Origin of the sequence: Sphingomonas aquatilis, assembly GCF_014196115.1 — a bacterium.
In the GTDB taxonomy this organism is placed as follows: domain Bacteria; phylum Pseudomonadota; class Alphaproteobacteria; order Sphingomonadales; family Sphingomonadaceae; genus Sphingomonas; species Sphingomonas aquatilis.
In genome coordinates this window covers 147,012-172,282 of the sequence record NZ_JACIDB010000005.1, presented here as the reverse complement: position 1 = coordinate 172,282, position 25,271 = coordinate 147,012, and the positions used below count along the sequence as shown (strand labels likewise).

Sequence of the window (25,271 nt, the reverse complement as noted above, 5' to 3'; positions counted from 1 at the left end):
TATACGAAAAACAGAGGTTGCCGCGGAACCATTAAGTCGTTGCGCTAAATACTATTTCTCGTGTTTCTCGCTGGATACAAATCGACCAAACTGTCGTTGAGCCCCGATAAAGCAAGAAGGGGCGCTCGTGATCATCGTACATCTGGCGCTCGGCGGTTGTCTGAAGGCGCCGCCCGTCAATTTCGGCGTGACGGCAGATACCGGTGGCCATATCGCCTATGTGCTCGATGCGGCATGCCATCAGGCGTTGCGCTCCGATGTCGATGCGGTGACGATCGTCACACGCTGCTTCGCCGACGAACGGCTCGATCCCGTCCACGCACAGGTCGAAGAGGTCGTCGCGCTGAAGGTGACGATCCGCCGGATCGCGACCGCAGATCATCGCTACCTCGAGAAGGAGGCGCTGGGTGCCGACCTCTCTGCCTTTACCGAAGCGTTCTGCGCGATGCTCGAGCGGGAAGAGCGGCGCCCCGACGTCATTCACGCCCACTTCGCTGATGCCGCGGCCGTGGCCATGGCGGCACAGCGCCGGTTCGGCATCCCCTTCGTCTACACGCCGCACGCACTCGGCATCGACAAGCGGATGCAGCGCCTGGAATGCCCCGGCCTCGACGCCCGGATCGCCGCCGAACGCGCCGCGATCGAAGGGGCGTCGGCGATCGTGGTCTCGACCGCGGAAGAGGCGGGGCGTCAGGTCGGTGGTTACGGCGTCGCGCTCGGCGACCGGGTGACCGTCGTCGCGCCCGGCGTGCCGCGCCGCGACTGCGTGCCGGGGCCGGATACGCTGGCCGACCGGCTGGACGACTGGTTCGAGTGCCCTGACCTGCCGATCATCCTCGCCATCGCGCGGCCCGTCGCGAAAAAGAACCTCGCGGCGCTCGCCCGCGCCTATGCCGACGATCCCGCCCTCCAGGCGCAGGCGAACCTCGTCATTCTGGCCGGGCAGCATGCCTATGCCTCGGCCGACGAGCGGGCATCGCTGGCTGAGTTGCAGGCGATCGCCGACCGGCCGGGCATGCGCGGCCGCATCGCCTTGCCGCCGCAGCACGATGCCGATGACGTGGCGGCGCTGTATGCGCGGGCGGCGCGCGGCGGCGTCTTCGTCAACCCGGCGCTGCACGAGCCCTTCGGCCTGACGCTGGTCGAGGCGGCGGCGGCGGGCGTGCCGGTCGTCGCGACGCGCAACGGCGGTCCCGCCGATATCGTCGCCACGATCGGCCATGGCGTGCTGATCGATCCGGAGGATACGGCCGCGATCGGTGCGGCGATCCGCGCGATCGTCGGCGATCCCACCCGGCATCTCGCCTTTGCCACCGCAGCCCGCACCCGTGCCGATCTGTATTGCTGGCATCGCTATGCGGCCGCGACCTGCGCGCTGTACGGCGACCTGGCGGCACCCCGCCTGCTCGCCTGCGACATCGACAATACGTTGACCGGCTGCGTCGAGGGCGCGCGTGCCTTCGCGGCGTGGCGGGCGGCGAGCCCCCTGCCCTTCATCATCGCCACCGGCCGCGGTTTCGACGCCGCGCGGATGATCCTGAAGCGCTGGCGCCTGCCGCAGCCCGATGCGTTCATCGTCGATGTCGGCACCCGGCTGATGCTGCCCGACGGAACCGGCGGCTGGCGCGCCTGCGCGGACTATGCGCACACGCTGGATGCAGACTGGGATCGCGACGCCGTCGCCGCGACGCTCGCACCGCTGGGCGTGACGGCCCAACCGGCCGCGACGGCGGGGCCGCACAAGATCAGCTTCTACGGCGGCGCAGCGGACGCCGGCCGCATCCGCGAAGCACTCTCGGCAGCGGGGCTGGCGGCACGCGTGATCTTCTCGCACGGGCGCCTGATCGATGTGCTCGCGCCCACCGGCGGCAAGGCGCAGGCGATCGCGGCCTATGCCGCCCGGCGCGGCCTGACGCTGGCGGATTGCATCGCGGCGGGGGACAGCGGCAACGACGCCGATATGCTGGCGGCGTGCGGCCATGCCATCGTCGTCGGCAATGCGGGGGGCGAGCTGGCCCATCTGTCGCCACGCTCCGGCCTGCTGCGCGTGCGGCGCCATCATGCCGGTGGCGTGCTGGAGGGGCTCGCGACCTTGGGGCTGGCGGATGCGTCTCCGATCGACCTGCCCGTCTCGGTGGCGGCATGATGCGCCCCTTCGGCTATTTCGTCCATCATCAGGGTCGCGGCCATGCCGAACGCTGCGCCGCGATCGCCAACGCGCTGCCGCCGACGCGGCCAATGACGATTTTCTGCGCGCGCGACGACATCTTTCCCGCGCTGCCCCCGCAGGTCGATATCGTCCGCTTGCCCTCGCTGTTCGAAGCCACGGGCGACGAGGCGACCACGATGGACTGGGTGCCGACGCCGCAGACGTTGCACTGCGCGCCGCTGGGCTGGCCCGGCATCCGCCGCGCGATGGCGATGCTGGCGGGGTGGTTCGACAGCGCCGACCCCGCGCTGATGATCTGCGACGTCTCGGCCGAGATCGCGCAGCTGTCGCGCATCTGTTCGGTGCCGCACGTCAAGGTGCTGCAACACGGCGACCGCGGCGATGCGGGCCACCGTGCCGCCTATGACGGCGCGGCGGGACTGCTGGCGCCGTTCCACGCCGACCTCGCACAGCCCGACTGGGACGCAGCGTTGCGCGCGCGGACCTGTTTCGCCGGCGGCCTCGGCGTCGATGTCCGCGTGCCCGAGCGCGAGGTCGCGCGGCAGCGGATCGGCATCGGCGCGGACGAAGAAATGATCCTCGTCCTGTCGGGGGGCGGCGGCGATGGCTTCGCGCAGGCGCCGATCGGCGTCGGCGCACGCACGCGCCCGGCTGCGCGCTGGATCACGATCGGCAAGGTCCAGCGCGACTGGCACGCCACCGAGCCCGCCAATGTCGACCATCGCGGCTGGGTGGACGATGCCGCCGACCATATCGCCGCGGCGGACCTCGTCATCGCCTCGACCGGCAACACCACCTGCCAGCAAATCCTCGCTTCGGGACGGCCATGGCTGGCAGTGCCCGAATGGCGCTATTTCGACGAACAGCATCGCAAGGCCGATGCCCTCGCCGCCGCCGGCGTCGCGACCGTGCGTCCGCACTTACCCTCGTCGGCGCATGGCTGGAGCGCGGCGCTGGCCGACACGCTGCGCGACCACCGCCCCGACCGCCAACGCGCAATGATTGACGACACGCCGGCCGACCGCGCCGCCCTCTGGCTCGAAGCGCTCGCCGACCGACTGTGGACGCCGCTTGCCGCTACCCCTTCCCTCTCCCTGGAGCCCCGCATCCTATGACCTCCGTCTCCGTCGTGACCCTGGCGAAGGGCCGCCCCGATCACCTCGTCAACGTCGTGCGCGGCCTATCGCAGCAGACGATGCGGCCGACCGAGCTGATCGTCGCGGTGATGCAAGACACGCTCTACGACCTGCCCGACGCCCCCTTTCCTATCCGCCAGATCCGGATCGACGCCGATGCGCTGCCGCTCGCGATGGCACGCAACGTCGCGGCGGGCGCGGCGCAGGGCGAGGTGCTCGTCTTCCTCGACATGGACTGTATCCCGACGCCGGAGCTGGTCGCCGATTATGCCGGCTTCGCCGCCACGTTCGACGGCCTGCTGATGGGCGAGGTGATGTATCTGCCGGGCGGCGCGACGGCGGGCGACTGGTCCTATTCCGGTTTCGCCGCCGTTGCCGAGCGGCACTCCGACCGCCGCGGGCCGCCCGCGGAGGGGCTGGAGGTGTGTGCCGACTATCGCTGCTTCTGGTCGCTCAATTTCGCGATGCGCCGCGAGACCTTCCTGCGCGTCGGCGGCTTTGACGAACGCTATGTCGGCTATGGCGGCGAGGATACCGATTTCGGCAAGACGCTGGATCAGGCGAACGTCACGATCGCCTGGATCAAGGGCGGGCTCGCCTATCACCAATATCACCCGCACCACATGCCGCCGGTTCACCATATCGACAGCGTCGTCCGCAACGCGCAGCTGTTCGAGGCTAAATGGGGCTATCGGACGATGGGACACTGGCTCCATGCGTTTCGTCTGATGGGGCTGATCGACGACACGCCCGGCCGGCCGATCCGCATCCTGCGCGAAGCCCATGACGGCGACCGCGCGCTGACCGGCCAGCAGAGCCATCAGCCCTATGCCAATACCGCGCGCGTTCTGCGCGAACTGGAAGCCGCCGCCGCCCGCGCACCGGAGGCGGTCGCCGCGTGAGGATCGCCATCCTCGCGCATGTCCGCCAGCGTATCGCGCAGCCGTTCGCCGGCGGCATGGAGGCGCATTGCTGGCACCTCGCCGCCGGGCTACAGGATCGCGGGCATGACGTCGTCCTGTTCGCCTCGGGCGACAGCGATCCGCGCTTCGCGATCGATCCCGTGCTCGCCGAGCATTACGAGCGCACCTTCCCCTGGGCGGAGCATCGCGGCTCGGCGCCGCTGATCGCGCACCTCGACGCCGGCTATGCCGCGGCGTGCGACCGGATCGCGGCGGGCGGGTTCGATGTCGTCCACAACAACAGCCTGCACCGCTTCCCTCTGGAGCGACGCCGGACGGAGGCGGTGCCGACCGTCACCTCGCTGCACGTGCCTCCCTATGACGCGCTGCACTGGTTCGTGCAGCAGAGCCCGTCGCCGCGCCATCATCTGACCGTCACGTCGGCGCGGCAGCGCGAGGCCTGGTGGCCGAACGGCGCACCGGCGGAGGTATCGGTGCTGCACAACGGCATCGATATCGATCGCTGGCCCTATCGCCCGCACGGCAATGGCGAGGCGGTGTGGTGCGGGCGCATCACGCCCAACAAGGGGCCGCATCTCGCCGCGCAGGCCGCACGCGCCGCCGGCATCCGCCTGACGCTGTTCGGGGGGATCGAGGATCCCGATTATTACGGCGCAGAGGTCGCGCCGCTGCTCGGTGATGGCGTCGTCTATGCCGGGCATCGCAATGCCGAGGAACTGGCGGTGGAGCTGGGTCGCGCCTCGCTGTTCGTCTTCACCCCCTGTTGGGACGAGCCGTTCGGACTGGTCGCGGCAGAGGCGATGGCGTGCGGCCTGCCCGTCGCCGCATTCGACATGGGCGCGGCGCGCGAGGTCGTCGGCGACGCCGGCCGGTTCGCGCCCCCAGGCGATGTCGCCGCGCTGGCCACGGCGATGCGCGAGGCGATGGCGATTCTCCCCGACGTCCCGCGTGATCGCGTGCAGCGGCTGTTCACGCACGATCGCTGGCTGGACCGCTGCGAGGCGCTCTACCGCACCGTGATCGCCGGCGACGTCAGGCTGGCGGCATGAGCGACGTCGTCGCGGCGCAGCGGGCCGCGCTCGATACCCTCTTCCGCCGGCACCTGACGCTGGGAAGTCGCTATGCGCTGCTCGACTTTCCCGATCACGCCAATGTCGGCGACAGCGCGATCTGGCTGGGCGAACTGGTGATGCTGCGCGGCATCACCGGACGCGATCCGGACTATGTCTGCACGTGGCACGATTTCGACGAGCACGCGCTGCGCGCTGCCTGCCCGGACGGCATCGTCTTTCTGCACGGGGGCGGCAATCTGGGCGATATCTGGCCGCACCACCAGCAGCTGCGCGAAACCGTGCTCGATCGGCTGCGCGACCGCATCCTGGTGCAGCTGCCGCAGTCGATCCACTTCCGCGATGCGTCGGCAGCAGCGCGGTTCGCAGGCATCGCAGCACGGCACCCGCAGCTGACGCTCTACGCGCGCGACACCGCCAGCCTCGCCATCGCGCAGCAGATGGTCGGGACGGTCGCTTCGCTCGCCCCCGATTCCGCCTTCGCGCTCGGGAGCCAGGCACGCCGGGAGCCGGACGTGCCGGTGCTGGCGCTGATGCGCACCGACAAGGAGCGCGTCGACACCGCGTCGCCGCTGCCGGTGGACGCGATCGTCTGCGACTGGCTGGAAGACGACGACGACCTGTCCGGCGACCACGCCGCCCTCGCCACGGCGCGTGTCGCGCGCGGCCTGCGCCTGCTGTCGCGAGGACAGACGATCGCCACCGATCGCCTGCACGGCCATATCCTCGCGCTGCTGCTCGACATCCCCCACGTCGTCTTCGACAACGATTACGGCAAGATCGGCCGCTACGTCGCGACATGGACCCAGGACAGCCCGCGCCTGCTCCACGCACTGCCATCGTCGCCGCGATCCATCGCGGCATGATCGCCATCCCGGCGATCAGCCTGCTCGTCTGCACGCGCAACCGCGCCGCCGCTTTGCCGCGCCTGCTCGGCTCGATCACGCACGCCGCCGCGCAGGAAGGGGCACCTGGTATCGAGGTCATCATCGTCGACAATGGCTCGACCGACGCCACGGCCGATCGGCTGGCAACGTGGCAGGCGCAACAGTCCTTCCCCGTCCACCTGCTTCACAGCGATCGGCCCGGCCTGGCGCGCGCGCGGAACGCCGGTCTCGCCGCCGTGCGCGGCGCGATCGTTGCGATGACCGACGACGACTGCCGCCTCCACCCCGATTATTTCATCGCGCTCGCCCGCTGTTTCGCGGCGCTGGGCGGACCGGCGATCGTCGGCGGCCGCATTCTGCCCGGCGATCCGAATGACTTGCCGATCACGATCAAGCTGGAAGACCATCCGATGATCGCGACGCCCGATCGGTTTCCGGGCGGGTTCGTGATGGGCGCCAATCTGGCGATGACACGCGACGTGCTGCACCGGGTCGGCGCCTTCGACGAGCGGTTCGGCGCGGGCGCGCCGTTCCGCGCCGCCGAGGACACCGACTATCTGCTGCGTGCACAGGCGGCGGGGATCGCGCTGCGCTACGAACCCCATTTCGTCGTCGACCATCACCACGGACGCCGCCTCGCCGCCGAGGAACGCGCGCTGCTGGCGGGGTACAGCGTCGGCGATGGCGCGCTCTACGCCAAATTCCTGTTCAAGGACCGGCGGGTGCTGCGCTACCTCATGCAGGACGTTGGATCGCTGCGCCTCGACCTGCTACGCCCCATCCGCGCCCATAAGAGCATTCGGGCATTCTACACGTTCTGCCTGCGCCACAAGCTGATCGGCATGGCCGCCTTCCTGACGGAAAGTGCCAGGAGCGGCTGGCGCCTTACCGATGAGTACGGCCGGGCATAAGCGTCAGGGCCGATCGACGCGGCCACCCGGCAGCGGATGCGACACGCCGGTCGTACCGGGAAAGCTGATCGGCAGCCCCTTCAGCGTCCGCACCGCCATATAGGCGAAGCCCTCCGCCTCCATCGCATCGCCATCCCAGCCGAGCATATCGCTGGCTTCCGGTGCGATGCCGGTGCGCGCGCCGATCATGCGCAGCAGCGTCGGGTTGTGACGGCCCCCGCCCGCGACGATCAGGCGCTTCGGCCGCGCGGGCAGCTGGTCCAGCGCCTCGGCCACGGTCGCCGCGGTAAAGGCGGTCAGCGTCGCCGCGCCGTCCGCCGCCGACAGGCCGCGCGCCGGCTGAATGGTGAAATCGTTGCGGTCGAGGCTCTTCGGCGACGGCGCGGCGAAATAGGGATGGTCGAGCATCGCGGTCAGCACCGCCTCGTCCACATGCCCCGACGCGGCAAGCGCACCATCGGCATCGTAGCGCGCGCCGGTTTCCGCCTCGACCCAGCTGTCGATCAGGCCGTTCGCCGGCCCGGTGTCAAAGGCGACCAGATCACCATCCGCGCCGATGAAGGTGACATTGCCGACGCCGCCGAGATTGAGCACCGCGACCGGCCGCTCCAGCCCGGCCGTCAGTGCGGCATGATAGATGGGGAGCAGCGGCGCCCCCTGTCCGCCCGCCGCCACGTCGGCGCTGCGCAGGTCGCTGACCACCGCAATGCCGGTGGCGCGCGCCAGCACCGCGCCATCGCCGATCTGCCACGTCCAGCCGCGGTCGGGCCGGTGCGCTACGGTCTGCCCGTGATAGCCGATCACCGCCACGTCCGCCGCCGCCACGCCCGCATCGCGCAGCAGCTTGTGGACGGCAAAGGCATGCGTCCGGTCGATCAGCTCGCCCGCCGCGACGATATCGGGCGAAGCGCGCGGCCGATCGAAGGTCAGCGCCAGCGCGGTCGCCGCGGCCAGCTGCTCGCGCGCCGCATCCGAATAGGGCTCGCCGCGAAAGGCCAGCGGCCGCACCTCTCCTTCGCCATCCGTCTCGATCAGCGCCGCGTCGATCCCGTCGAGCGACGTCCCGGACATCAATCCTATTGCCAGCATGCACGATCACTCCCGTCGGTTCGATGTGGCGGCTGCGCGGCAGGCTGTCGAGCGGCATCGCCCCCGGATGCGACGAATGGCCGCCCATGCCGCGCCATCTGGCAAAAGCGCGCGAAATCGACTATGTCGCGCGCTCTCATGGCAACTCGTCTTCCTTCTCCGCCGCGCGTCGGCATGGTGTCGCTCGGCTGTCCCAAGAATCTGGTCGACAGCGAACGCATCCTCACCCAGCTGCGCGCCGACGGCTATCAGATGTCCGCCGATTACGCCGGCGCCGACGTCGTACTGGTCAACACCTGCGGCTTCCTCGATTCCGCCAAGGAAGAAAGCCTTGAGGCGATCGGCGAAGCGATCGCGGAAAACGGCCGCGTCATCGTGACGGGCTGCATGGGGAAAGAGGCGGAGGTCATTCGCGCCCGCTTCCCGCAGGTTCTCGCCGTCACCGGCGCGCATCAATACGAACAGGTGGTCGAGGCGGTGCATGAGGCGGCGCCCGCGAACCTGTCGCCCTATATCGACCTCATCCCCGACGCCGGGCTGAAGCTGACGCCGCGCCACTACAGCTATCTGAAGATTTCGGAAGGCTGCAACCACCGCTGCTCCTTCTGCATCATCCCCAGCTTACGCGGCGACCTCGTCAGCCGCCGCCCCGACGCCATCCTGCGCGAGGCAGAGAAACTGGTCGCCGCCGGCACGCGCGAGCTTCTCGTCATCAGCCAGGACACCAGCGCCTACGGCATCGACATCCGCAAGGAACCGCGGGTGTGGAAGGGGCGCGAGGTCGTGCCGCACATGACCGATCTCACCCGCGAACTCGGCCAGATCGCGCCTTGGGTGCGGCTGCACTACGTCTACCCTTATCCGCATGTCGATCAGGTCATTCCGCTGATGGCGGAAGGGCTCGTGCTCCCCTATCTCGACATCCCGTTCCAGCACGCCGCGCCGTCGGTGCTGAAGGCGATGAAGCGCCCGGGCAACGACGCCAAGGTGTTGCAGCGTATCCACCAGTGGCGCGAGATCTGCCCGGATATCGCGATCCGATCGACCTTCGTCGTAGGCTTCCCCGGCGAGACCGAGGCCGATTTCCAGTATCTGCTCGACTGGCTGGACGAGGCGCAGCTCGACCGCGTCGGCGCGTTCCGCTTCGAGCCGGTCGAGGGCGCCGCCGCCAATGCATTGCCCGATCCGGTGCCGGAGGAGGTCAAGGAAGAGCGCTATCAGCGGATCATGGAAAAGACTGCCGCGATCAGCGCCGCAAAGCTCGCCGCCAAGGTCGGCCGCACCCTGCCCGTCATCATCGACGAGGTCGGCGAGGAAGGCGCAACGGGCCGCAGCCAGGCCGATGCCCCCGAAATCGACGGTCAGGTCTTCCTGCGCGACGCCGCCCATCTGTCCGTCGGCGATATCGTACCGGTCACGATCGAGGACGCCGACGAACACGACCTGTACGGCGTGCCGGCGTAAGCACTTAGCGGTCCGCGCTGGACGCCGCAGCGCTCCCCTGCAAGGATCATCGGTCTGCGGCGGGAGACGACGGCGATGATGACGCGGCTGGCGATCGGCGGCTATCGTTCGATCCGCGACCTTACGCTGGAGCTGTCGCCGCTAACGATCGTCACCGGACCGAATGGCTCCGGCAAATCCAGCCTGTATCGCGCGTTGCGTCTGCTGGCCGACGTAGCGCAGGGCCGGCTCCTCGCCTCGCTCGCCCAGGACGGCGGATTGGCGTCAGTGTTATGGGCTGGTCCTGAGACGATCAGCCGCGACATGCGCGCCGGGCGCGTGCCGGTGCAGGGAACGGTGCGGACCGGACCGGTCAGCCTCAGGCTAGGTTTCTCCGGTCCCGACTTCGGTTATGCGATCGATATCGGGCCGCCGATCCCCGGCACCGGCTTCGCGGGCGATCCTGAGATCAAGGTAGAGGCGATGTGGACGGGCGAAAGGCTCGGCCGCGCCAATGCCTTCGCCGAGCGTCGAGGGCGCGTCGTCAACCTGCGCACGGCCGACACCGGCGAATGGCGGCGAAGCCCCATCGACCTGTCGGGCTTCGAATCGATGGTCACGCACGCGGCCGATCCCGTCGATGGCCTGGAGTTGCTGCTGATGCGTGAGCGCATGCGCAACTGGCGCTTCTACGACAGCCTGCGGACGGATCTGGACGCACCGGTCCGGCGGCCGCAGATCGTCACCTATACGCCGGTCATGGCGGGCGATGGATCGGACCTCGTTGCCGCGATCGCGACCATCCAATTCTTTGGCGATGGGGAGGCATTGGCAGCGGCGATTGACGACGCCTTTCCCGGGTCGACGATCACGCTTATCGGTGGCGAGGGCGCTCGTCCGTCGTTTGGCCTGCGCCAACCCGGTATGCTTCGGGCGCTCGACGCACGCGAATTATCCGACGGCACCCTGCGGTACGTCCTGCTGGTCGCAGCGTTATTGTCGCCTCGTCCGCCCGAGCTGATGGTGCTGAACGAGCCTGAGGCGAACCTCCACCCGTCTTTGCTGCTACCGCTCGCCCGACTCCTCACCGCCACCGCCCGCTCCTGCCAGATTATCGTTGTCTCCCACAGCAGCGCTTTGCTCGATGCATTGCGCGCCAGCGGCGACGTCGGCGACATCGCCCTGGAAAAGGAATTGGGCGAAACGCGCACTCAGGATCGCTTCGGCCCGCAATGGGCGTGGCCGAAACGCTGACGTCGATTTCACTTTCGCCCATCGCGGCCGATGTGGCAGCTAGGCGCGATGAAGCTCCCGACATTCGCCGCAGCCTGTGCGCTCGCCATCGCTCCCGCAGCGGTGCAGGCGCAGGCGCTCTCCCCCACCGAACTCGCTGCGGTCGACAAGGTCGTTGCCGATGGCCTCGCCGCCACGGCCACGCCGTCTGCGCAGGTCGCGATCGTGCGTGGTGGCAAGATCGTGCTGGTGAAGGCCTATGGCGAGCAGGCGAAGGGCGTGCCCGCGCGCACCGACGCGCCGTATCAGATCGCGTCGATTTCCAAGCAGTTCACCGCCGCCGCGCTGCTGCTGCTTGCTGACGACGGCAAATTATCGATGGACGATACGGTCGCCAAATGGCTACCCGGCATCAGCGGCGGCGATACAATCACCATCCGCCAGTTACTGAGCCACACCTCGGGCCTGCAGGATTACTGGCCGCAGGACTATAGCTTCGCCGCGATGGAAAAGCCGACGACGCCGCAGGCGATCGTCGATCGCTGGGCGAAGAAGCCGCTCGATTTCGCGCCGGGCACGCAGTGGCAATATTCGAACACCGGCTATGTCGTCGCCGGCATGATCGCCGAAAAGGCGGCGGGCGAACCGCTGATGACTTTCCTGCAACGGCGCATCTTCGCGCCCCTAGGGATCAAGGCAATCGACCAGGACAAGGCGGTCGGCAACGGTTTCCCCGTCGGCTATCACCGCAATGCTTTGGGCCCGGTCCGCGCCGCGCCGCCACCCGCGGAGGGCTGGCTGTTCGCCGCCGGCGAGCTGTCGATGAGCGCCGCCGATCTCGCGAAATGGGACGTCGCGCGCATGGATCGCAGCCTGCTGCCCGCCGCCGACTGGGCCGCGCAGGAAAAGCCGGTGCTGCTCAACGACGGCAGCACGACCAATTACGGCCTGGGCGTCAGCCTCGGCAAGCGCGCCGGCGTGCCCTATGTCGAGCATAGCGGCGAGGCGGTCGGCTTCCTGTCCGAAAACATCGTCTTCCCCGAACAGAAAGCGGCGGTGGTCGTGCTGACCAATGCCGATTTCGGCGATGCCTTCGTCACCATCGCCAATGGCATTGCTAAGGTCGTGCTGCCGGCGACCGCGGATGCGGCAGAAGTCCAGAAGACCGCGCAGGCCCGCGCGCTGTTCGATTCGCTGCGGTCGGGCACGCTCGACCGGTCGAAGCTGACGCCCAATGCGTCCTATTATTTCACGCCGCAGGTGCTCGCCGACTATAAGAGCAGCCTCGCCCCGCTGGGCGCGCCGACCAGCTTCGAACTCGCCGGACCCAAGCGGCTGCGCGGTGGCTTCGTGCAGCGCCGCTACGTCGTGACCTATCCCGACCGGAAGCTGTCGATCGCGACCTTCGCGGAACCGGATGGCGCGCAGCGCTACGAACAATTCCTCGTGTTCCCGGCCAACTGACATGCCCGATACCCTGCTCCAGCCCGACCGTGGCCAGGCCGCCCGCACGGTCGACCTGATCGCCCCCGATGCCTATGACGCGTGGCTGGGTGGCCAGCCGCAGCGGGTGCGCACCGCGCTCGCCGCACAGCGCTTCACCGGCAAGGCGGGCAGCGCAGCGGTGTTCGTCGATGAGGACGTCCACGGCATCGCCATCGCCGGTCCCGCCGACCCGTGGTCGCTCGCCAAGCTTGCCGAGACGCTGCCGGCCGGCACCTATCGCGTCGCGGGCGAGATCGGCCCGGCGGCGCTCGGCTGGGTGCTCGGCCAATATCGCTTCGACCGCTATCGCCGCCCCGACGATACCGGGCCCCGCATCCTGCTGACCCGCGATGCGGCGGGGATCGAGGAGGTGCTGCGCGTCGCCGCCGCGACCGCGCTGGTCCGCGACCTCGTCAACACCGGCGCCGGCGACCTCGGGCCGGCCGAGCTGGAAATGGCCGCCGAGAAGCTGGCGCGCGAGCATCATGCGGCGCTCACCGTCACGCGCGGCGACACGCTCGCCGCCGACTATCCGATGATCCACGCGGTCGGGCAGGCCGCCGTGAAGGAACGCCATCCGCGCCTGATCGAGCTGGAATGGGGCGACCCCGCGCATCCGCGCATCGCACTCGTTGGCAAGGGCGTGGTGTTCGACACCGGCGGTCTCGATATCAAGCCGTCCGCCGGCATGCGGCTGATGAAGAAGGATATGGGCGGCGCGGCGCATGCGCTGGCGCTGGCGAGCCTCGTGATGGCGGCACGGCTGCCGGTGCGGCTCCACCTGCTGATCCCGGCGGTGGAAAATGCGATCGCCGGCAACGCCTTCCGCCCCGGCGACGTGCTGCGCAGCCGCGCGGGGCTGACGGTCGAGAATACCAATACCGACGCCGAAGGACGCCTGATCCTGGGCGATGCGCTGACCAAGGCGGGCGAAGGAAAGCCCGAACTCATCCTTGACTTCGCGACGCTGACCGGCGCGGCCCGCGTCGCTCTCGGCCCCGATTTGCCGCCGCTGTTCGCCGACGACGAGGATCTGGCGCGCGATATCCTGGCCGCCGGCGATGCGCTGAGCGATCCGCTGTGGCGCATGCCGCTGTGGAGCGCATACGACGACATGCTGAAGTCGGACATCGCCGACATGGTCAACGCGCCCGACGGCGGCTTCGCCGGTGCCGTCACCGCCGCGCTGTTCCTCCGCCGCTTCGTGCCGCAGGACGTCGCCTGGGCGCATATGGACGTCTTCGCCTGGCGCCCCAGCGCCAAGCCCGGCCGGCCCAAGGGCGGCGAGGCCTATGCGTTGCGGGCGTGTTATGCGGTGCTGAAGGCGCGCTATCCGCGCGGCTGAGGTCGCGCACCGACATCGATGCGGTTCCCGTCGGGGTCTGCGAAGACGAAGGCGCGCTGGCCATAGTCCTTGTCGGCCAGCCGCTTGATGATCCGCGTGCCCGCGGCCTCCAGCCTGCGATAGAGCGCATCGGCATCGTCGACGAACAGGTGCATGACGTTCGCCGTCGAGGCGACGTGATCGGCTTTGCGGGACAGGTGTATCTCCGCGGCATCCTTTTTCAGCACCGCAAAGCCCAGCGGATCGCCGTTTTCGAAGACGGTCGCGAAACCCAGCACGCCGCCATAAAAGCGCAAGGCCGCCTGCATATCGCGCACGCAGATCGTCGGCGCCGCACGCCCGAACGTAACCGGCTCATCCATCGGAATTCATCCTGTCGGGCAGCGGCGGCGGTGCGCATGCCGGGTGATGGAGCGGTGTCCGTCGCCTAGCTGCGCCGCGCCGCCCGAACTGTCAACGCATCAGCGGTCGGTCGCTGGCGGGTCGATATCCCATTGCTGGTCGCGCAACACGGTCGACGCCACGGGCTTGCCCGCCGCATCGCGCCACGGATCGTAGCGGAAGCGCTTCTCGATCGCCCGGCACGTCGCCTGATCCATCAGCGTATTGCCGCTCGATTGCGCGATCCGGCAATTGGTGACGTGGCCATTGGTCTCGACCCGATAGCGGACGCTCACCACGCCGCGAAAGCCGGTATCGAGGATCGAATCGGGAATGTCCGATCCCTTGATCCGCCCGTTGATCAGTCGCGGCACGCGTTCCCAGCCGCTGCCGTCACCATCGCCGTCGCCACCCGCGCCATTGCCGTTGCCGATCCCGCCGGCGCCCGTGCCCGGCCCCGGCTTGTCCGACGCGCCGGAGGTCGCCTGTACGCCGATATTGGGCAGCGGCGCGACGATCACCGGCGGCGGCGGCGCGACCTGGATGATCGGCACCGGCGCGGTCACCTCGGTCGCCTTGGAGCGCAGGTTGGGCGGAGAGGCCTTGCCGCTCGGCCGGTTGATCTTCTTGGGCGGCGGCACCACGCGTTCGGGTGGCGGTGGATCGGGCATGACCGTGAAGGTCGCCAACGCCTGCTGCACCGCCTGCGGCGCGCCGTGAAAGGCCAGCCCCATCACCAAGGCATGGCCCAGCGTCGCCACGACGCCCCCGGTCAGGAGCGCCGCACCGATCCGCTCGCGTCGCGAAGCGCCGTATTGCGAAGGGCCATAGGTCGTCACCATGCGACAGATGATGTCGCATCGCGCCTTTCGCAACGCTGACTGGCAGCGTGGATCGGGCGTTACAGCGTCGCCGCCGCCTCGATGATCGGCACGAACTTCGCGGCGGTCAGACTCGCGCCGCCCACCAGGGCGCCATCGACATTCTCGCAGGCGAGGATCGTCGCGGCATTATCGCCTGTCACCGATCCGCCGTACAGGATGCGGATTCCGTCCGCCGCGTCGCCAACCAGCTGGCGCAGTTTGGCGCGGGCGATCGAATGGATCGCGGCGATCTGGTCCAGCGTCGGCGTGCGGCCGGTGCCGATCGCCCAACGCGGTTCGTAGGCGAGCGTGAACCAGCTGCCATCGGCGTTATCGGGCACCGATTTCTCGATCTGCGCCTGCACCACGCGCTCGGCGCGGTCGGCGTCGCGCTCGGCCTCGGTCTCGCCGCAGCAGGAGATGACGTGCAGCCCCGCGCGCCGCGCCGCCGCCGCTTTCGCCCAGGCGTCATGGCTGGTTTCGCCCTGGTCCGCCCGGCGCTCGCTATGGCCGACGATGGTGAAGCGCGCGCCGGCTTCCGCGACCATGCCCGCCGAGACGCAGCCGGTGTGCGCGCCGCTGTCCGCCTCATGCACGTCCTCGGCACCGATCGACAGGTTGGGCACGCGGTCCGCCGCGCCCGCGATCAGCGTGAACGGCACGGCGACCGCCACGTCCACCCCCGGCGCCGCCTCGGCCGCGGCGGCAATCGCGTCCAGTTCGGCGAGCGCCGCGCGCGATCCGTTCATTTTCCAGTTTCCCGCCACGAACTTGCGCCGAGTCATCCGACCTCCCGTCCTGCCTTATCAGTCGTTTTACACGTTAAACGCGTCATGCCTGCCCGCGCGCTTGATGGCAAGGCACTGCCCCCCTAAAGCGTGGACCAAATCTTTCAGGGACGATCGGCCACTCCATGCTCAGCTTCTTCCGCCGGATCATCAATTCCAAGGCCGGCGTCGTCGTCACCTTCATCGTGCTGGGCGTCATCGCGCTCGCCTTCGCCGCGGGCGACATCACCGGTCTCGCGGGCAACGGCCCCAGCCTGTCGGGCGGCAGCGTCGCCACCGTCGGCGGCACGAAGATCTCGCCCGCCGAGCTGCGCCAGCGCGTCCAGACCGAGCTGGCCGGCGCCCGCCAGCGCATCCCGACGCTGACCATGGAACAGCTGCTCGAACAGGGCGGCCTGCAATCCACGCTGGACCGCGCGATCAACGGCGTCGCGCTGGAACGCTTCGGCCAGAACCAGGGCATGGTCGTCAGCAAACGGTCGATCGACGGCGTCATCGCCGGCATCCCCGGCCTGCGCGGTCCCAACGGCCAGTTCGATCCGGTCCGCTACCAGCAGCTGCTCGCCGACCAGAAGCTGACCGACGCGCAGGTCCGCACCGACATCGCGCGCGACATCATCGCGCAGCAGCTGATGCTGCCCACGCAGGGGGCGACGCAGGTGCCGCAGAAGGTCGCGCTGCCCTATGCCTCGCTGATGCTCGAAAAGCGGTCCGGCCAGATCGCGTTCGTCCCCGCCTCCGCGCTCGCTGGCGGCCCCGCGCCGACCGACGCCGAACTGCAGGCTTTCTATCGCCGCAACGTCGCGCGCTTCACCGTGCCGGAACGCCGGGTAATCCGCTACGCCCGCGTCACGCCCGAGATGGTGAAGGCCGCCGCCACGCCGACCGACGCTGAGATCGCCGCCGCCTACAAGAGCCAGGCGTCGCGCTTCGCCGCTGCCGAAAAGCGCACGATCGCACAGGTGGTTGTCGCCGATCAGGCCGGCGCCAACGCCATTGCTGCCAAGGTGAAGGGCGGCACGTCGCTGACCGACGCCGCCCGCGCCGCCGGCCTGGAAGCCGCGACGCAGACCGCCGTCACCAAGTCGGCCTACGCCGGCACGACCAGCACCGCGATCGCCGACGCCGCCTTCGCCGCGCCGCGCGGCGGCGTGATCGGTCCGGTGCGCGGGCCGCTCGGCTGGGTCGTCGCCAAGGTCGAATCGATCGAACAATCGCCCGGCAAGACGCTGGAACAGGCGAAGCCGGAACTGGTCGCGGCGCTGTCGAAGGACAAGCTCGCCCGCGCGCTGTCGGACCTGCATGACAAGCTGGACGATGCGCTCGGCAAGAGCGCGACGTTCGACGAGGTGACCGCCGACCAGAAGCTCAGCGCCACCACCACGCCCGCGCTGCTCGCCAACGGCACCAACCCCGATTCGCCCGGCACCGCCGCCGATCCGGCGATCGCCCCGATCGTCGGTGCCGCCTTCCAGATGGCGGAGGGCGACCCCGCGCAGCTGGTGCCGACGGGCCAGGATGGCAGCTTCGCCGTGGTCGCGCTCGGCCGTGTCGTCCCCGCCGCGCCGCGCCCGCTGGATCAGGTGCGCGCGCAGGTCGCGGCGGACTATGCCGCCGATCGTGCCCGCGCCGCCGCGCGCAAGCTCGCCACCGACATCCTCGCCAAGGTGAACAAGGGTACGCCGCTGGCGCAGGCGATGGCGACCGCGGGCCGTCCGTTGCCGCCGGTCCAGCCCGCCGTGGCGACGCGCGCGCAGCTCGCGTCCGCGCAGGGCCAGGTGCAGGCGCCGCTCGCGCTGATGTTCGCGATGGCCAAGGGCAATGCCAAGCTGCTCGAAGCGCCGAACAACGCCGGCTGGCTGATCGTCAAGCTCGACCAGATCGTGCCCGGCGACGCCAAGGGCGTGCCGCAGGCGGTGGCCGGCGCCCGCGCCAGCATCGCGCAGCTCGTCGGCCGCGAACATGCCGAACAGTTCGCCCGCGCCGTCCGCAACGCCGTCGGCGTGAAGACCGATGCGGCCGCGCTCGCCAAGGTGCGCGCCGATCTGACCGGCGCCGGCAACTGAGATGAGCACCAGCGCCGCGGCGATCGCGACCCTCGCCGCCGGGCGCCCGGCGTTCGTCTGGCGGCGGCAGGTCGCCGACACCGAAACGCCGGTCGCCGCCGCGCTCAAGCTGATCGAGCCGGGCCGCGGCGACTTCCTGCTCGAATCGGTCGAAGGCGGCGCGACGCGCGGGCGGCACAGCCTGGTCGGCCTCGCGCCCGATCTCGTCTTCCGTGCGCATGGCGACACCGCCGAGATCAACCGCCACTGGGCCACCGATCGCGCTGCCTTTCAGCCGACCGGCACGCCGACGCTCGCCGCGCTGCGCGCGCTGGTCGCGGAATGCCAGGGTGAGGTCCCTGCGGACTTGCCGCGCGCGCTCGCCTGCCTCGTCGGCTATTTCGGCTATGAGACGATCGGCCTCGTCGAGCGGCTCGACGCCCCGGCCGCCGATCCCCTCGGCCTGCCCGACATGCTGTTCGTCCGACCGACGGTGATCTGCGTCTTCGATCGCCTCCCCGACGCGCTCTATCTGGTCGCACCGGTATGGCCCGATCCCACGCGCACGCCGGAGAAGCTGGTCGCCGCGGCGGAGGACCGGCTGGACGACGTCGCCGCCCGCCTCGCGCATACTCCGCTGCCGGCGCCCGTCACCGCGGATCCCGAAGAGCCCGCCTATACGCCCGCCATCGCGCCGCAGGACTATGCGACGATGGTCACCCGCGCGCAGGATTATATTGCTGCGGGCGACATTTTTCAGGTGGTGCTGGCGCAGCGCTTCTCCGCGCCCTTCGCACTGCCGCCGTTCGAACTGTACCGCAGCCTGCGCCGCATCAACCCCTCGCCCTTCCTCTACCACCTCGATCTGCCCGGCTTTGCGCTGATCGGGTCGAGCCCCGAAATCCTTGTTCGGGTCCGCGACGGTCAGGTGACGATCCGTCCGATCGCCGGCACCCGCCCGCGCGGCAAGACCGCGGCGGAGGACGAGGCGAATCGCGAAAGCCTGCTCGCCGATCCGAAGGAACGCGCCGAGCATCTGATGCTGCTCGATCTCGGCCGCAACGACGTCGGCCGGGCGGCGGCGCCGGGCACGGTGCGCGTCACGTCGAGCTACGGTATCGAATTGTACAGCCACGTCATGCACATCGTCTCGAACGTGGTGGGCGACCTGTCCCCCGCCGCCGACGCGATCGACGCCCTGTTCGCCGGCTTTCCCGCCGGCACGGTCAGCGGCGCCCCGAAAGTGCGCGCCTGCCAGATCATCGCCGAACTCGAGCCCGAACGGCGCGGCGCCTATGCCGGCGGCGTCGGCTATTTCTCGCCGGACGGATCGATGGATTCGTGCATCGTCCTCCGCACCGCAATCGTAAAGGACGGCACCATCCACGCGCAGGCCGGCGCCGGCATCGTCGCCGACAGCGTGCCGGCGTATGAACAGCGCGAGTGCGAAGCGAAGGCTGGAGCGATCCTGGCGGCCGCACGCGACGCCGTGGCGCGCGCGGCGGATGGGCGGTTCGGGCAGTAGGCCCCAGGCACGGCGCCCCGACGAAACGTCAGCCACTCCGTCATCCCAGCGAAGGCCGGGATCTCCCGGTTACAGCGCGCCGAAAGCCGCAAGAGACCCCAGCCTCCGCTGGGGTGACGACCTAAACTAGGGCCGATCGACATTCGCCGTCGTGATGGATTTTTCGACGAGCGGAGAGACCCGAAGAAAAAGAGTTTTGTTCGCGCGGAGGCGCGGAGGACGCAGAGATGTCACGCGCGTGGCAGCGCTTCGCCTTGACCTCGACCGAGATAGACAGGCCGCTCGCGCGGCAAACGCGACACCTCTGCGTCCTCCGCGCCTCCGCGCGAACCGTCTTATCGTCACCTCTTCGTATCTTGGCGTGATTGAATGTCGATCGGTCCTAGGATCGTAGTCCCAGCCTCAGGGAATCTGCGCCTGCGCATCGCGCTGCGCACGCCGTTCCGCCGCCCACTGCCGGTTCTGCATCAGCGCACAGCCGCTCTGCCCACCGGTGCCGACAGGCGAGCACGTATCCGGCAACCCGGCCGCGGCGCGACCGATCTGGTCCTGCACCGCGACCTTGTTCGACCATGCCTGGTTCTGCGCGGGGATCGGCCCGCTGTCGCGGAACTGCTTCGGGATGCGATAGGGCTGGTCGAGCGTCGAGCACACGACGATTTCGGTCGAGGTGCTCTGCGGGCACTTCTGTCCCACGCCCAGCGTCACGCTGCGCACCCGCTGCGGCGGCGAGCCCGCCTCCGCCGTCCCGTCCGTCCCGGTGGCGGGGGTGGTCTGCGCGGAGGCGACCGCCGGCAGGGCGATGAGGGCGGCGAGCAGCAACGGGCGGATCATGACGGGCACTCCTTCAGGTCGTTCAACGTGCAGCCGCCGCCATGGCTCCCGCCGGCGTGGCATGGTTTTTCGGGTCTAACCGAACCGACATTGCTACAGGATTGCCGCGACGCAAGAGGGTGCGACAGGTTGCACGCCCGCGCTCTTCGGCTATGGCGGCGGCATGATCCTCGTCGTCGACAATTACGACAGCTTCACCTGGAACCTCGTCCACTACCTCATGGAGCTGGGCAGCGAGGTCGAGGTGGTGCGCAACGACGCCATTTCGGCGGGGCAGGCGCTGTCGTCGGGTGCCAGCGCCTTCCTCATCTCGCCCGGCCCCTGCACCCCGACCGAGGCGGGCGTCAGCCTCGATCTCGTCGCCGCGGCCGCGGACGCAGGGCGTCCGCTGCTCGGCGTGTGCCTGGGCCATCAGGCGATCGGTCAGCATTTCGGTGGTAAGGTCGAACGCGGCGGCCTGATGCACGGCAAGACATCCCCGGTCGACCATGACGGCACCGGCCTGTTCGAAGGGCTGCCCTCGCCCTTCATGGCGACGCGCTATCACAGCCTGATCGTCAACGACGTGGCGTCGCCCCTGGTCGTCAACGCGCGCACCCAGGATGGCATCGTCATGGGCTTCCGCCACGAAAACCTGCCGATCCACGGCGTGCAATTCCACCCGGAAAGCATCGCGACCGAACACGGCCATGCCATGCTCGCCAACTTCCTGACGATCGCCGGCATTCCGGTGCGCGGGCGCCCGTGACCAGCATCGTCCTGCTTCCCGATCCATCGACGCCGCTGTCGCGCGAAAGCGCGGCGCAGGCGTTTGCCGATATTCTCGACGCGCGCGTCTCGGCAGAGGCGATCGGCGACTTCCTGCTGGCTCTGTCCGATCGCGGCGAAACCAGCATCGAAATCGCCGAGGCCGCGCGCGCGCTGCGTGCCCGCCTGATCCCGATCGCCGCTCCCGATGGCGCGATCGACGTCTGCGGCACGGGCGGCGACGGCCATCATACGCTCAACGTCTCGACCGCCGTCGCGCTGGTCGTCGCGGCCTGCGGCGTACCGGTCGCCAAGCACGGCAACCGTGCCGCCTCCTCGAAAGCCGGCGCTGCGGATACGCTAGAGGCACTCGGCCTCGATATGGAAATCGCCGGCGCGACGGCGGAGGCCAGCCTCGCCGATATCGGCATCGCCTTCCTCTTCGCCGCCAACCATCACCCGGCGATGGCGCGGATCACGCCGATCCGCCGCCGCATCGGCAAGCGCACGATCTTCAATCTGATGGGGCCGCTCGCCAATCCGGCGCGCGTGTCGCACCAGCTGATCGGCATCGCCCGCCCGGATTACGCCGGCCTCTATGCCGAGGCGCTGGAACAGCTCGGCACCGCACGCGCCGCGGTGATTTCGGGCGAAGAGGGCCTGGACGAACTGTCCACTGCCGGCCCCAGCCTCGCGGTGAACGTCGGCAGCGCGGCGCTGCCATCGCGCATCACGCCGGAAGACGCCGGCCTGCCCCGCCACCCGCTCGCCGCCATCCGCGGCGGCGATCCGGCCTATAACGCCGCCGCACTGCGCCGCCTGCTCGATGGAGAGGCGGGCGCGTATCGCGACGCCGTGCTGCTCAATGCGGCGGCGGCACTTGTCGTCGCCGGCCACGCACCCAATCTCACTGCGGGCGCACAGGCCGCCGCCGAAGCGCTCGACGCCGGCCGCGCTGCCGCGCTCCTCGACCGCTGGATCGCCTACCGATGACCATTTTGTCCCGCATTATCGAAACCAAGCGCGCAGAGGTTGCCGCGCGCAAGGCGACGATCAGCCTCGCCGATCTCGACGCGCGCATCGCCGCGGTAACGAAGCCGCGCGGCTTCCGCGCCGCGCTTGACGCCACATCCGGCCATGCGCTCATTGCCGAAATCAAGAAGGCCAGCCCGTCCAAGGGGCTGATCCGCGCCGATTTCGATCCGCCCGCCCATGCGCGCGCCTATCATGCGGGTGGCGCAGCCTGCCTGTCGGTGCTTACCGACGAGCAATGGTTTCAGGGTAGCGACGACTATCTGATCGCCGCGCGTGCCGCCTGCGACCTGCCCGTAATCCGCAAGGATTTCATGGTCGATCCCTGGCAGGCGACCGAAAGCCGCTCGATCGGCGCCGATGCCATCCTCATCATCGTTGCCGCGCTGGACGACAATCAGATGGCGGAAATCGAGGCGTCGGCGCTCGATTGCGGCATGGACGTGCTGGTCGAGGTGCATGACGAATCCGAACTGGAGCGCGCGCTCCGCCTCAAGTCGCGGCTAATCGGCGTCAATAACCGCAATCTGCACGACTTCTCCGTCGACTTCGCCCGCACCTACGAGCTGGTCGGCAAGGCGCCAAAGGGCTGCACCTTCGTTGCGGAAAGCGGCCTCGAAACCCGCGCCGACCTCGATGCGATGGCGGCGCACGGCGTGCGCTGCTTCCTGATCGGCGAGGCGCTGATGCGCGCCGACGATGTCGAGGCCGCGACGCGAGCATTGGTCGGGTGAGCCGCCTCACCCATCTCGACGCCGACGGCGCCGCGCATATGGTCGATGTCGGCGACAAAGCGGTGACACAGCGTCGCGCGGTCGCCACCGGCCGCATCGCGATCGCCCCCGATGCCCTGGCCGCGATCCGCGACGGCGCCGCGAAGAAGGGCGACGTGCTCGCCGTAGCCCGTATCGCCGGGATCATGGCGGCGAAGAAGACCGCGGACCTTATCCCGCTCTGCCACCCCTTGCCCCTCACCCGCGTCACGCTTGACCTGACGCTGGACGATGCCGGCATCACCGCAACCGCGCTGACCGCCACCGACGGCAAGACCGGCGTCGAGATGGAGGCGCTGACCGCCGTGTCGGTCGCGCTGCTCACCATCTACGATATGGCGAAGGCGATGGACCGCGCGATGACGATCTCGGACATCCGCCTGCTCGAAAAGGCCGGCGGCGCGTCGGGCGACTGGCGCGCCTGACGCCATGGCGCTGCTCCCGATCGACGAAGCCCAGGCGCGGCTCTTCGCGCACGCCCCGCCGGTCGGGACCGAAACCGTCCCGCTGGCCGCCGCCGCCGGCCGCTGGGCGGCAGACGACATCGCCGCCCGCCGCACCCAGCCCGCCACCGACCTGTCGGCGATGGACGGCTATGCGATCCGCTTCGCCGACCTGCCCGGACCGTGGACGCTGATCGGCGAAAGCGCCGCCGGTCGCCCCTTTGCCGGCACCGTCGGGCCCGGCGAGACCGCGCGCATCTTCACCGGCGCGGCCATGCCCGACGGCGCCGACACGGTGATGGTGCAGGAAGAGGTCGCAGCGTCCGGCACCACGATCCGCCTCACCGGCGAAGGCCCGGCAACGCTCGGCCGCAACACCCGCCGCCGCGGCCTCGACTTTCACGCCGGTGATCGCCTGATCGCGCGCGGCGAGCGGCTGACGCCCGCGCGCATCGCCGTTGCCGCGACCGGCGGGATCGGCACGATCGCGGTCCACCGCCGAGTGCGCGTCGCCATCTGCGCGACGGGCGACGAGCTGGTCGATCCGGGCGCCGGCGGCGACCCGAGCGCGCTGCCCGAATCGAACCGCGCGATGCTGGCCGCGATGCTCGCCGACCTGCCGATCGAGCTGATCGACCTCGGCATCCTGCCCGATGATCTCGATCGCCTGCGCGATGCGTTCGCGCGCGTCGACGCCGACCTGCTCATCACCACCGGGGGCGCGTCGGTCGGCGACCACGATCTCGTGCGCCCGGCGCTGAAGGCGGCGGGCGGCGTCATCGATTTCTGGCGGATCGCACTGCGGCCGGGCAAGCCGATGATGGCGGGACGGCGCGGCGCGATGCAGGTGCTGGGCCTGCCGGGCAACCCGGTTTCCGCCTTCGTCACCGCCCTGCTCTTCGTCAAACCATTGATCGCGCACCTGTCCGGCGCTGCGAACCCGCTGCCGCGCAGCACGATGGCGATCCTGGGGGAAGACCTGCCCGCCAACGGCCCGCGCACCGATTATCTGCGCGCCGAGCTGCGCGACGGCCGCGCCTATGCCTCGACCATTCAGGACAGTTCGATGCTGCTGACGCTGGCGCGCTCGCATTGCCTGATCGTCCGGCCGGTCGGTGCCCCCGTCGCGCACGCGGGCGACTCGGCGGAAATCCTCGTCATCGCTTGACGCCCCACGAATTGTTCCCTAGAAGTTCCGCGTCTGTTCTGACGGGGAAGGACCGCTTATGCTCACGCGCAAGCAGCACGAGCTTGTATGCTTCATCAACGACCGGCTCGAGGAGACGGGCATCTCGCCGTCGTTCGAGGAGATGAAGGACGCGCTCGACCTCAAGTCCAAGTCGGGCGTCCACCGCCTGATCAGCGCGCTCGAGGAACGCAACTTCATCCGTCGCCTGCCCAACCGTGCGCGCGCGCTGGAAGTGCTGCGCATGCCGGAACGCTCCGAACGCAAGGCGTCCGAAACGCCCGCTCCCGCTGCGCCGCCGAGCCCGCCGGCCGCAGGCAACGTGCGTCCCGCCCCCTCGCCCGCGAACGACGTCGTCGAGATCCCGCTGCACGGCCGGATCGCCGCCGGCGTGCCGATCGAGGCGTTCGAAGGCAGTTCGATGCTCGCCGTCCCCGCGGCCTTGCTCGGCACCGGCGAACATTATGCGCTGGAAGTCTCCGGCGACTCGATGGTCGAGGCTGGTATTCTCGACGGCGATTATGCGCTGATCCGCCGTACCGACATCGCCCGCGATGGCGAGATCGTCGTTGCGTTGATCGAGGATAGCGAGGCGACGCTCAAATATTTCCGTCGCGAAGGTGCCATGATCCGCCTCGATCCCGCCAATCGCGCCTACGAACCGCAGCGCTACGTTCCCTCGCACGTCCGCGTGCAGGGCAAGTTGTCGGGTATCCTGCGCCGCTACGACTGACACGATTCCGCCGTGGTGGCGCGCCGCAACATACGATCGTCCGTGAGACTTTTGTGACTTTCCAAACGGCGCCTTCAGCCTCCCGTCGAGGGCAAGGCATCCCGGCTTCCCGCTGATTGCGTGGTTGAAAGTCCTTTAATATGGGATGTTTAGACAGGGGCATCATTGCGAGCGCAGCGAGGCAATGACGGATTGACCCGAACTCATACCGCTACGGGAAGCAGCGCCC

The 25,271-nt window shown here is 69.3% G+C and carries 23 protein-coding genes; 18 read left to right on the top strand and 5 right to left on the bottom strand.

Annotation, left to right across the window (positions count from 1 at the left end):
* Positions 1–127 precede the first annotated feature (127 nt).
* From GGR47_RS13120 to GGR47_RS13095, 6 genes are read left to right on the top strand one after another with little or no spacing between them, the layout of a single operon-like run.
* Entirely contained in the window at positions 128–2,146 is a 2,019-nt protein-coding gene (locus GGR47_RS13120) for an HAD family hydrolase (RefSeq protein ID WP_147035582.1), read from the top strand.
* Entirely contained in the window at positions 2,143–3,285 is a 1,143-nt protein-coding gene (locus GGR47_RS13115; protein ID WP_147035583.1) for a glycosyltransferase, read from the top strand. Before GGR47_RS13120 ends, GGR47_RS13115 begins: the two co-directional genes overlap by 4 nt.
* Positions 3,282–4,208 (top strand): galactosyltransferase-related protein, encoded by a 927-nt coding sequence (locus tag GGR47_RS13110; RefSeq protein ID WP_147035584.1) that lies wholly within the window; start codon positions 3,282–3,284, stop codon positions 4,206–4,208. The genes GGR47_RS13115 and GGR47_RS13110 overlap by 4 nt, the downstream gene beginning before the upstream one ends.
* Positions 4,205–5,278 carry a glycosyltransferase gene (locus tag GGR47_RS13105; protein ID WP_147035585.1) on the top strand — a complete coding sequence of 358 codons (1,074 nt, stop codon included), beginning with the start codon at positions 4,205–4,207 and terminating at the stop codon, positions 5,276–5,278. Before GGR47_RS13110 ends, GGR47_RS13105 begins: the two co-directional genes overlap by 4 nt.
* The gene (locus GGR47_RS13100) at positions 5,275–6,165 is read left to right on the top strand and encodes a polysaccharide pyruvyl transferase family protein (RefSeq protein ID WP_147035586.1); all 891 of its coding nucleotides are present in this window, start codon (positions 5,275–5,277) and stop codon (positions 6,163–6,165) included. The genes GGR47_RS13105 and GGR47_RS13100 overlap by 4 nt, the downstream gene beginning before the upstream one ends.
* Complete coding sequence (locus tag GGR47_RS13095) at positions 6,162–7,097, top strand: glycosyltransferase family 2 protein (protein ID WP_147035587.1); 936 nt, start codon at positions 6,162–6,164, stop codon at positions 7,095–7,097. Before GGR47_RS13100 ends, GGR47_RS13095 begins: the two co-directional genes overlap by 4 nt.
* Positions 7,098–7,100: 3 nt before the next feature.
* Here GGR47_RS13095 and GGR47_RS13090 read toward each other — a convergent pair whose 3' ends face one another.
* The gene (locus GGR47_RS13090; RefSeq protein ID WP_147035588.1) at positions 7,101–8,186 is read right to left on the bottom strand and encodes an anhydro-N-acetylmuramic acid kinase; all 1,086 of its coding nucleotides are present in this window, start codon (positions 8,184–8,186) and stop codon (positions 7,101–7,103) included.
* A gap of 138 nt (positions 8,187–8,324) precedes the next feature.
* Here GGR47_RS13090 and rimO point away from each other — a divergent pair, with 138 nt between their 5' ends.
* The 4 genes from rimO (at position 8,325) to GGR47_RS13070 (ending at position 13,692) form a co-directional block, all read left to right on the top strand.
* A complete protein-coding gene (gene rimO / locus GGR47_RS13085) occupies positions 8,325–9,650 on the top strand; it encodes a 30S ribosomal protein S12 methylthiotransferase RimO (RefSeq protein ID WP_147035589.1) in 1,326 nt (441 codons plus the stop codon).
* A gap of 75 nt (positions 9,651–9,725) precedes the next feature.
* On the top strand, positions 9,726–10,883 hold the full coding sequence (locus tag GGR47_RS13080; protein WP_147035590.1) for an AAA family ATPase: 1,158 nt from the start codon (positions 9,726–9,728) through the stop codon (positions 10,881–10,883).
* 30 nt (positions 10,884–10,913) lie between these two features.
* Complete coding sequence (locus tag GGR47_RS13075; RefSeq protein WP_147035591.1) at positions 10,914–12,326, top strand: serine hydrolase domain-containing protein; 1,413 nt, start codon at positions 10,914–10,916, stop codon at positions 12,324–12,326.
* Between the two features lies 1 nt (position 12,327).
* Positions 12,328–13,692, top strand: a complete 1,365-nt coding sequence (locus GGR47_RS13070) for a leucyl aminopeptidase family protein (protein WP_147035592.1) — start codon at positions 12,328–12,330, stop codon at positions 13,690–13,692.
* On the opposite strand, the gene GGR47_RS13065 is transcribed toward GGR47_RS13070, so the two are convergent.
* The 3 genes from GGR47_RS13065 to tpiA all read right to left on the bottom strand — a co-directional run bounded on the left by GGR47_RS13065 (position 13,677) and on the right by tpiA (position 15,721).
* On the bottom strand, positions 13,677–14,054 hold the full coding sequence (locus GGR47_RS13065; RefSeq protein WP_147035593.1) for a VOC family protein: 378 nt from the start codon (positions 14,052–14,054) through the stop codon (positions 13,677–13,679). The genes GGR47_RS13070 and GGR47_RS13065 overlap by 16 nt on opposite strands.
* Positions 14,055–14,153: 99 nt before the next feature.
* The gene (locus GGR47_RS19295) at positions 14,154–14,915 is read right to left on the bottom strand and encodes an energy transducer TonB (RefSeq protein WP_147035594.1); all 762 of its coding nucleotides are present in this window, start codon (positions 14,913–14,915) and stop codon (positions 14,154–14,156) included.
* 59 nt (positions 14,916–14,974) lie between these two features.
* The gene (gene tpiA, locus GGR47_RS13055; protein WP_063685267.1) at positions 14,975–15,721 is read right to left on the bottom strand and encodes a triose-phosphate isomerase; all 747 of its coding nucleotides are present in this window, start codon (positions 15,719–15,721) and stop codon (positions 14,975–14,977) included.
* 128 nt (positions 15,722–15,849) lie between these two features.
* On the opposite strand from tpiA, the gene GGR47_RS13050 reads away from it, so the two are divergent.
* Complete coding sequence (locus tag GGR47_RS13050) at positions 15,850–17,790, top strand: peptidylprolyl isomerase (protein WP_147035595.1); 1,941 nt, start codon at positions 15,850–15,852, stop codon at positions 17,788–17,790.
* 1 nt (position 17,791) lies between these two features.
* Positions 17,792–19,294: an anthranilate synthase component I family protein gene (locus tag GGR47_RS13045; RefSeq protein ID WP_147035596.1), complete on the top strand. Its 1,503-nt coding sequence runs from the start codon at positions 17,792–17,794 to the stop codon at positions 19,292–19,294.
* A 402-nt stretch (positions 19,295–19,696) separates the two neighbouring features.
* On the opposite strand, the gene GGR47_RS13040 is transcribed toward GGR47_RS13045, so the two are convergent.
* Positions 19,697–20,128, bottom strand: a complete 432-nt coding sequence (locus tag GGR47_RS13040) for a hypothetical protein (protein WP_017979148.1) — start codon at positions 20,126–20,128, stop codon at positions 19,697–19,699.
* Between the two features lie 163 nt (positions 20,129–20,291).
* Here GGR47_RS13040 and GGR47_RS13035 point away from each other — a divergent pair, with 163 nt between their 5' ends.
* The 6 genes from GGR47_RS13035 to lexA are packed head-to-tail and all read left to right on the top strand — an operon-like array spanning position 20,292 to position 25,042.
* Positions 20,292–20,876, top strand: a complete 585-nt coding sequence (locus GGR47_RS13035; RefSeq protein ID WP_147037234.1) for an anthranilate synthase component II — start codon at positions 20,292–20,294, stop codon at positions 20,874–20,876.
* The gene (gene trpD, locus GGR47_RS13030) at positions 20,873–21,868 is read left to right on the top strand and encodes an anthranilate phosphoribosyltransferase (protein WP_147037235.1); all 996 of its coding nucleotides are present in this window, start codon (positions 20,873–20,875) and stop codon (positions 21,866–21,868) included. The genes GGR47_RS13035 and trpD overlap by 4 nt, the downstream gene beginning before the upstream one ends.
* A complete protein-coding gene (trpC, locus tag GGR47_RS13025; RefSeq protein ID WP_147037236.1) occupies positions 21,865–22,641 on the top strand; it encodes an indole-3-glycerol phosphate synthase TrpC in 777 nt (258 codons plus the stop codon). Before trpD ends, trpC begins: the two co-directional genes overlap by 4 nt.
* Positions 22,638–23,105, top strand: coding sequence for a cyclic pyranopterin monophosphate synthase MoaC (gene moaC, locus GGR47_RS13020; RefSeq protein ID WP_147037237.1), 468 nt, complete (start codon positions 22,638–22,640; stop codon positions 23,103–23,105). Before trpC ends, moaC begins: the two co-directional genes overlap by 4 nt.
* A gap of 4 nt (positions 23,106–23,109) precedes the next feature.
* On the top strand, positions 23,110–24,291 hold the full coding sequence (locus GGR47_RS13015; protein ID WP_147037238.1) for a molybdopterin molybdotransferase MoeA: 1,182 nt from the start codon (positions 23,110–23,112) through the stop codon (positions 24,289–24,291).
* A gap of 58 nt (positions 24,292–24,349) precedes the next feature.
* A complete protein-coding gene (gene lexA, locus GGR47_RS13010; RefSeq protein WP_147037239.1) occupies positions 24,350–25,042 on the top strand; it encodes a transcriptional repressor LexA in 693 nt (230 codons plus the stop codon).
* The last annotated feature ends 229 nt before the right edge of the window (positions 25,043–25,271 follow it).

Bases quoted from the DNA above. Each gene is read 5' to 3' on its own strand.
- GGR47_RS13035 (WP_147037234.1), top strand. From the start codon at position 20,292: ATGATCCTCGTCGTCGACAATTACGACAGCTTCACCTGGAACCTCGTC.
- trpC (WP_147037236.1), top strand. From the start codon at position 21,865: ATGACCATTTTGTCCCGCATTATCGAAACCAAGCGCGCAGAGGTTGCC.
- GGR47_RS13070 (WP_147035592.1), top strand. From the start codon at position 12,328: ATGCCCGATACCCTGCTCCAGCCCGACCGTGGCCAGGCCGCCCGCACG.
- tpiA (WP_063685267.1), bottom strand. From the start codon at position 15,721: ATGACTCGGCGCAAGTTCGTGGCGGGAAACTGGAAAATGAACGGATCG.
- GGR47_RS13075 (WP_147035591.1), top strand. From the start codon at position 10,914: ATGTGGCAGCTAGGCGCGATGAAGCTCCCGACATTCGCCGCAGCCTGT.
- GGR47_RS13080 (WP_147035590.1), top strand. From the start codon at position 9,726: ATGATGACGCGGCTGGCGATCGGCGGCTATCGTTCGATCCGCGACCTT.
- rimO (WP_147035589.1), top strand. From the start codon at position 8,325: ATGGCAACTCGTCTTCCTTCTCCGCCGCGCGTCGGCATGGTGTCGCTC.
- GGR47_RS13050 (WP_147035595.1), top strand. From the start codon at position 15,850: ATGCTCAGCTTCTTCCGCCGGATCATCAATTCCAAGGCCGGCGTCGTC.
- GGR47_RS13090 (WP_147035588.1), bottom strand. From the start codon at position 8,186: ATGCTGGCAATAGGATTGATGTCCGGGACGTCGCTCGACGGGATCGAC.
- GGR47_RS13095 (WP_147035587.1), top strand. From the start codon at position 6,162: ATGATCGCCATCCCGGCGATCAGCCTGCTCGTCTGCACGCGCAACCGC.
- GGR47_RS13110 (WP_147035584.1), top strand. From the start codon at position 3,282: ATGACCTCCGTCTCCGTCGTGACCCTGGCGAAGGGCCGCCCCGATCAC.
- GGR47_RS13040 (WP_017979148.1), bottom strand. From the start codon at position 20,128: ATGATCCGCCCGTTGCTGCTCGCCGCCCTCATCGCCCTGCCGGCGGTC.
- GGR47_RS19295 (WP_147035594.1), bottom strand. From the start codon at position 14,915: ATGGTGACGACCTATGGCCCTTCGCAATACGGCGCTTCGCGACGCGAG.
- GGR47_RS13045 (WP_147035596.1), top strand. From the start codon at position 17,792: ATGAGCACCAGCGCCGCGGCGATCGCGACCCTCGCCGCCGGGCGCCCG.
- GGR47_RS13115 (WP_147035583.1), top strand. From the start codon at position 2,143: ATGATGCGCCCCTTCGGCTATTTCGTCCATCATCAGGGTCGCGGCCAT.
- GGR47_RS13100 (WP_147035586.1), top strand. From the start codon at position 5,275: ATGAGCGACGTCGTCGCGGCGCAGCGGGCCGCGCTCGATACCCTCTTC.
- GGR47_RS13015 (WP_147037238.1), top strand. From the start codon at position 23,110: ATGGCGCTGCTCCCGATCGACGAAGCCCAGGCGCGGCTCTTCGCGCAC.
- GGR47_RS13065 (WP_147035593.1), bottom strand. From the start codon at position 14,054: ATGGATGAGCCGGTTACGTTCGGGCGTGCGGCGCCGACGATCTGCGTG.
- lexA (WP_147037239.1), top strand. From the start codon at position 24,350: ATGCTCACGCGCAAGCAGCACGAGCTTGTATGCTTCATCAACGACCGG.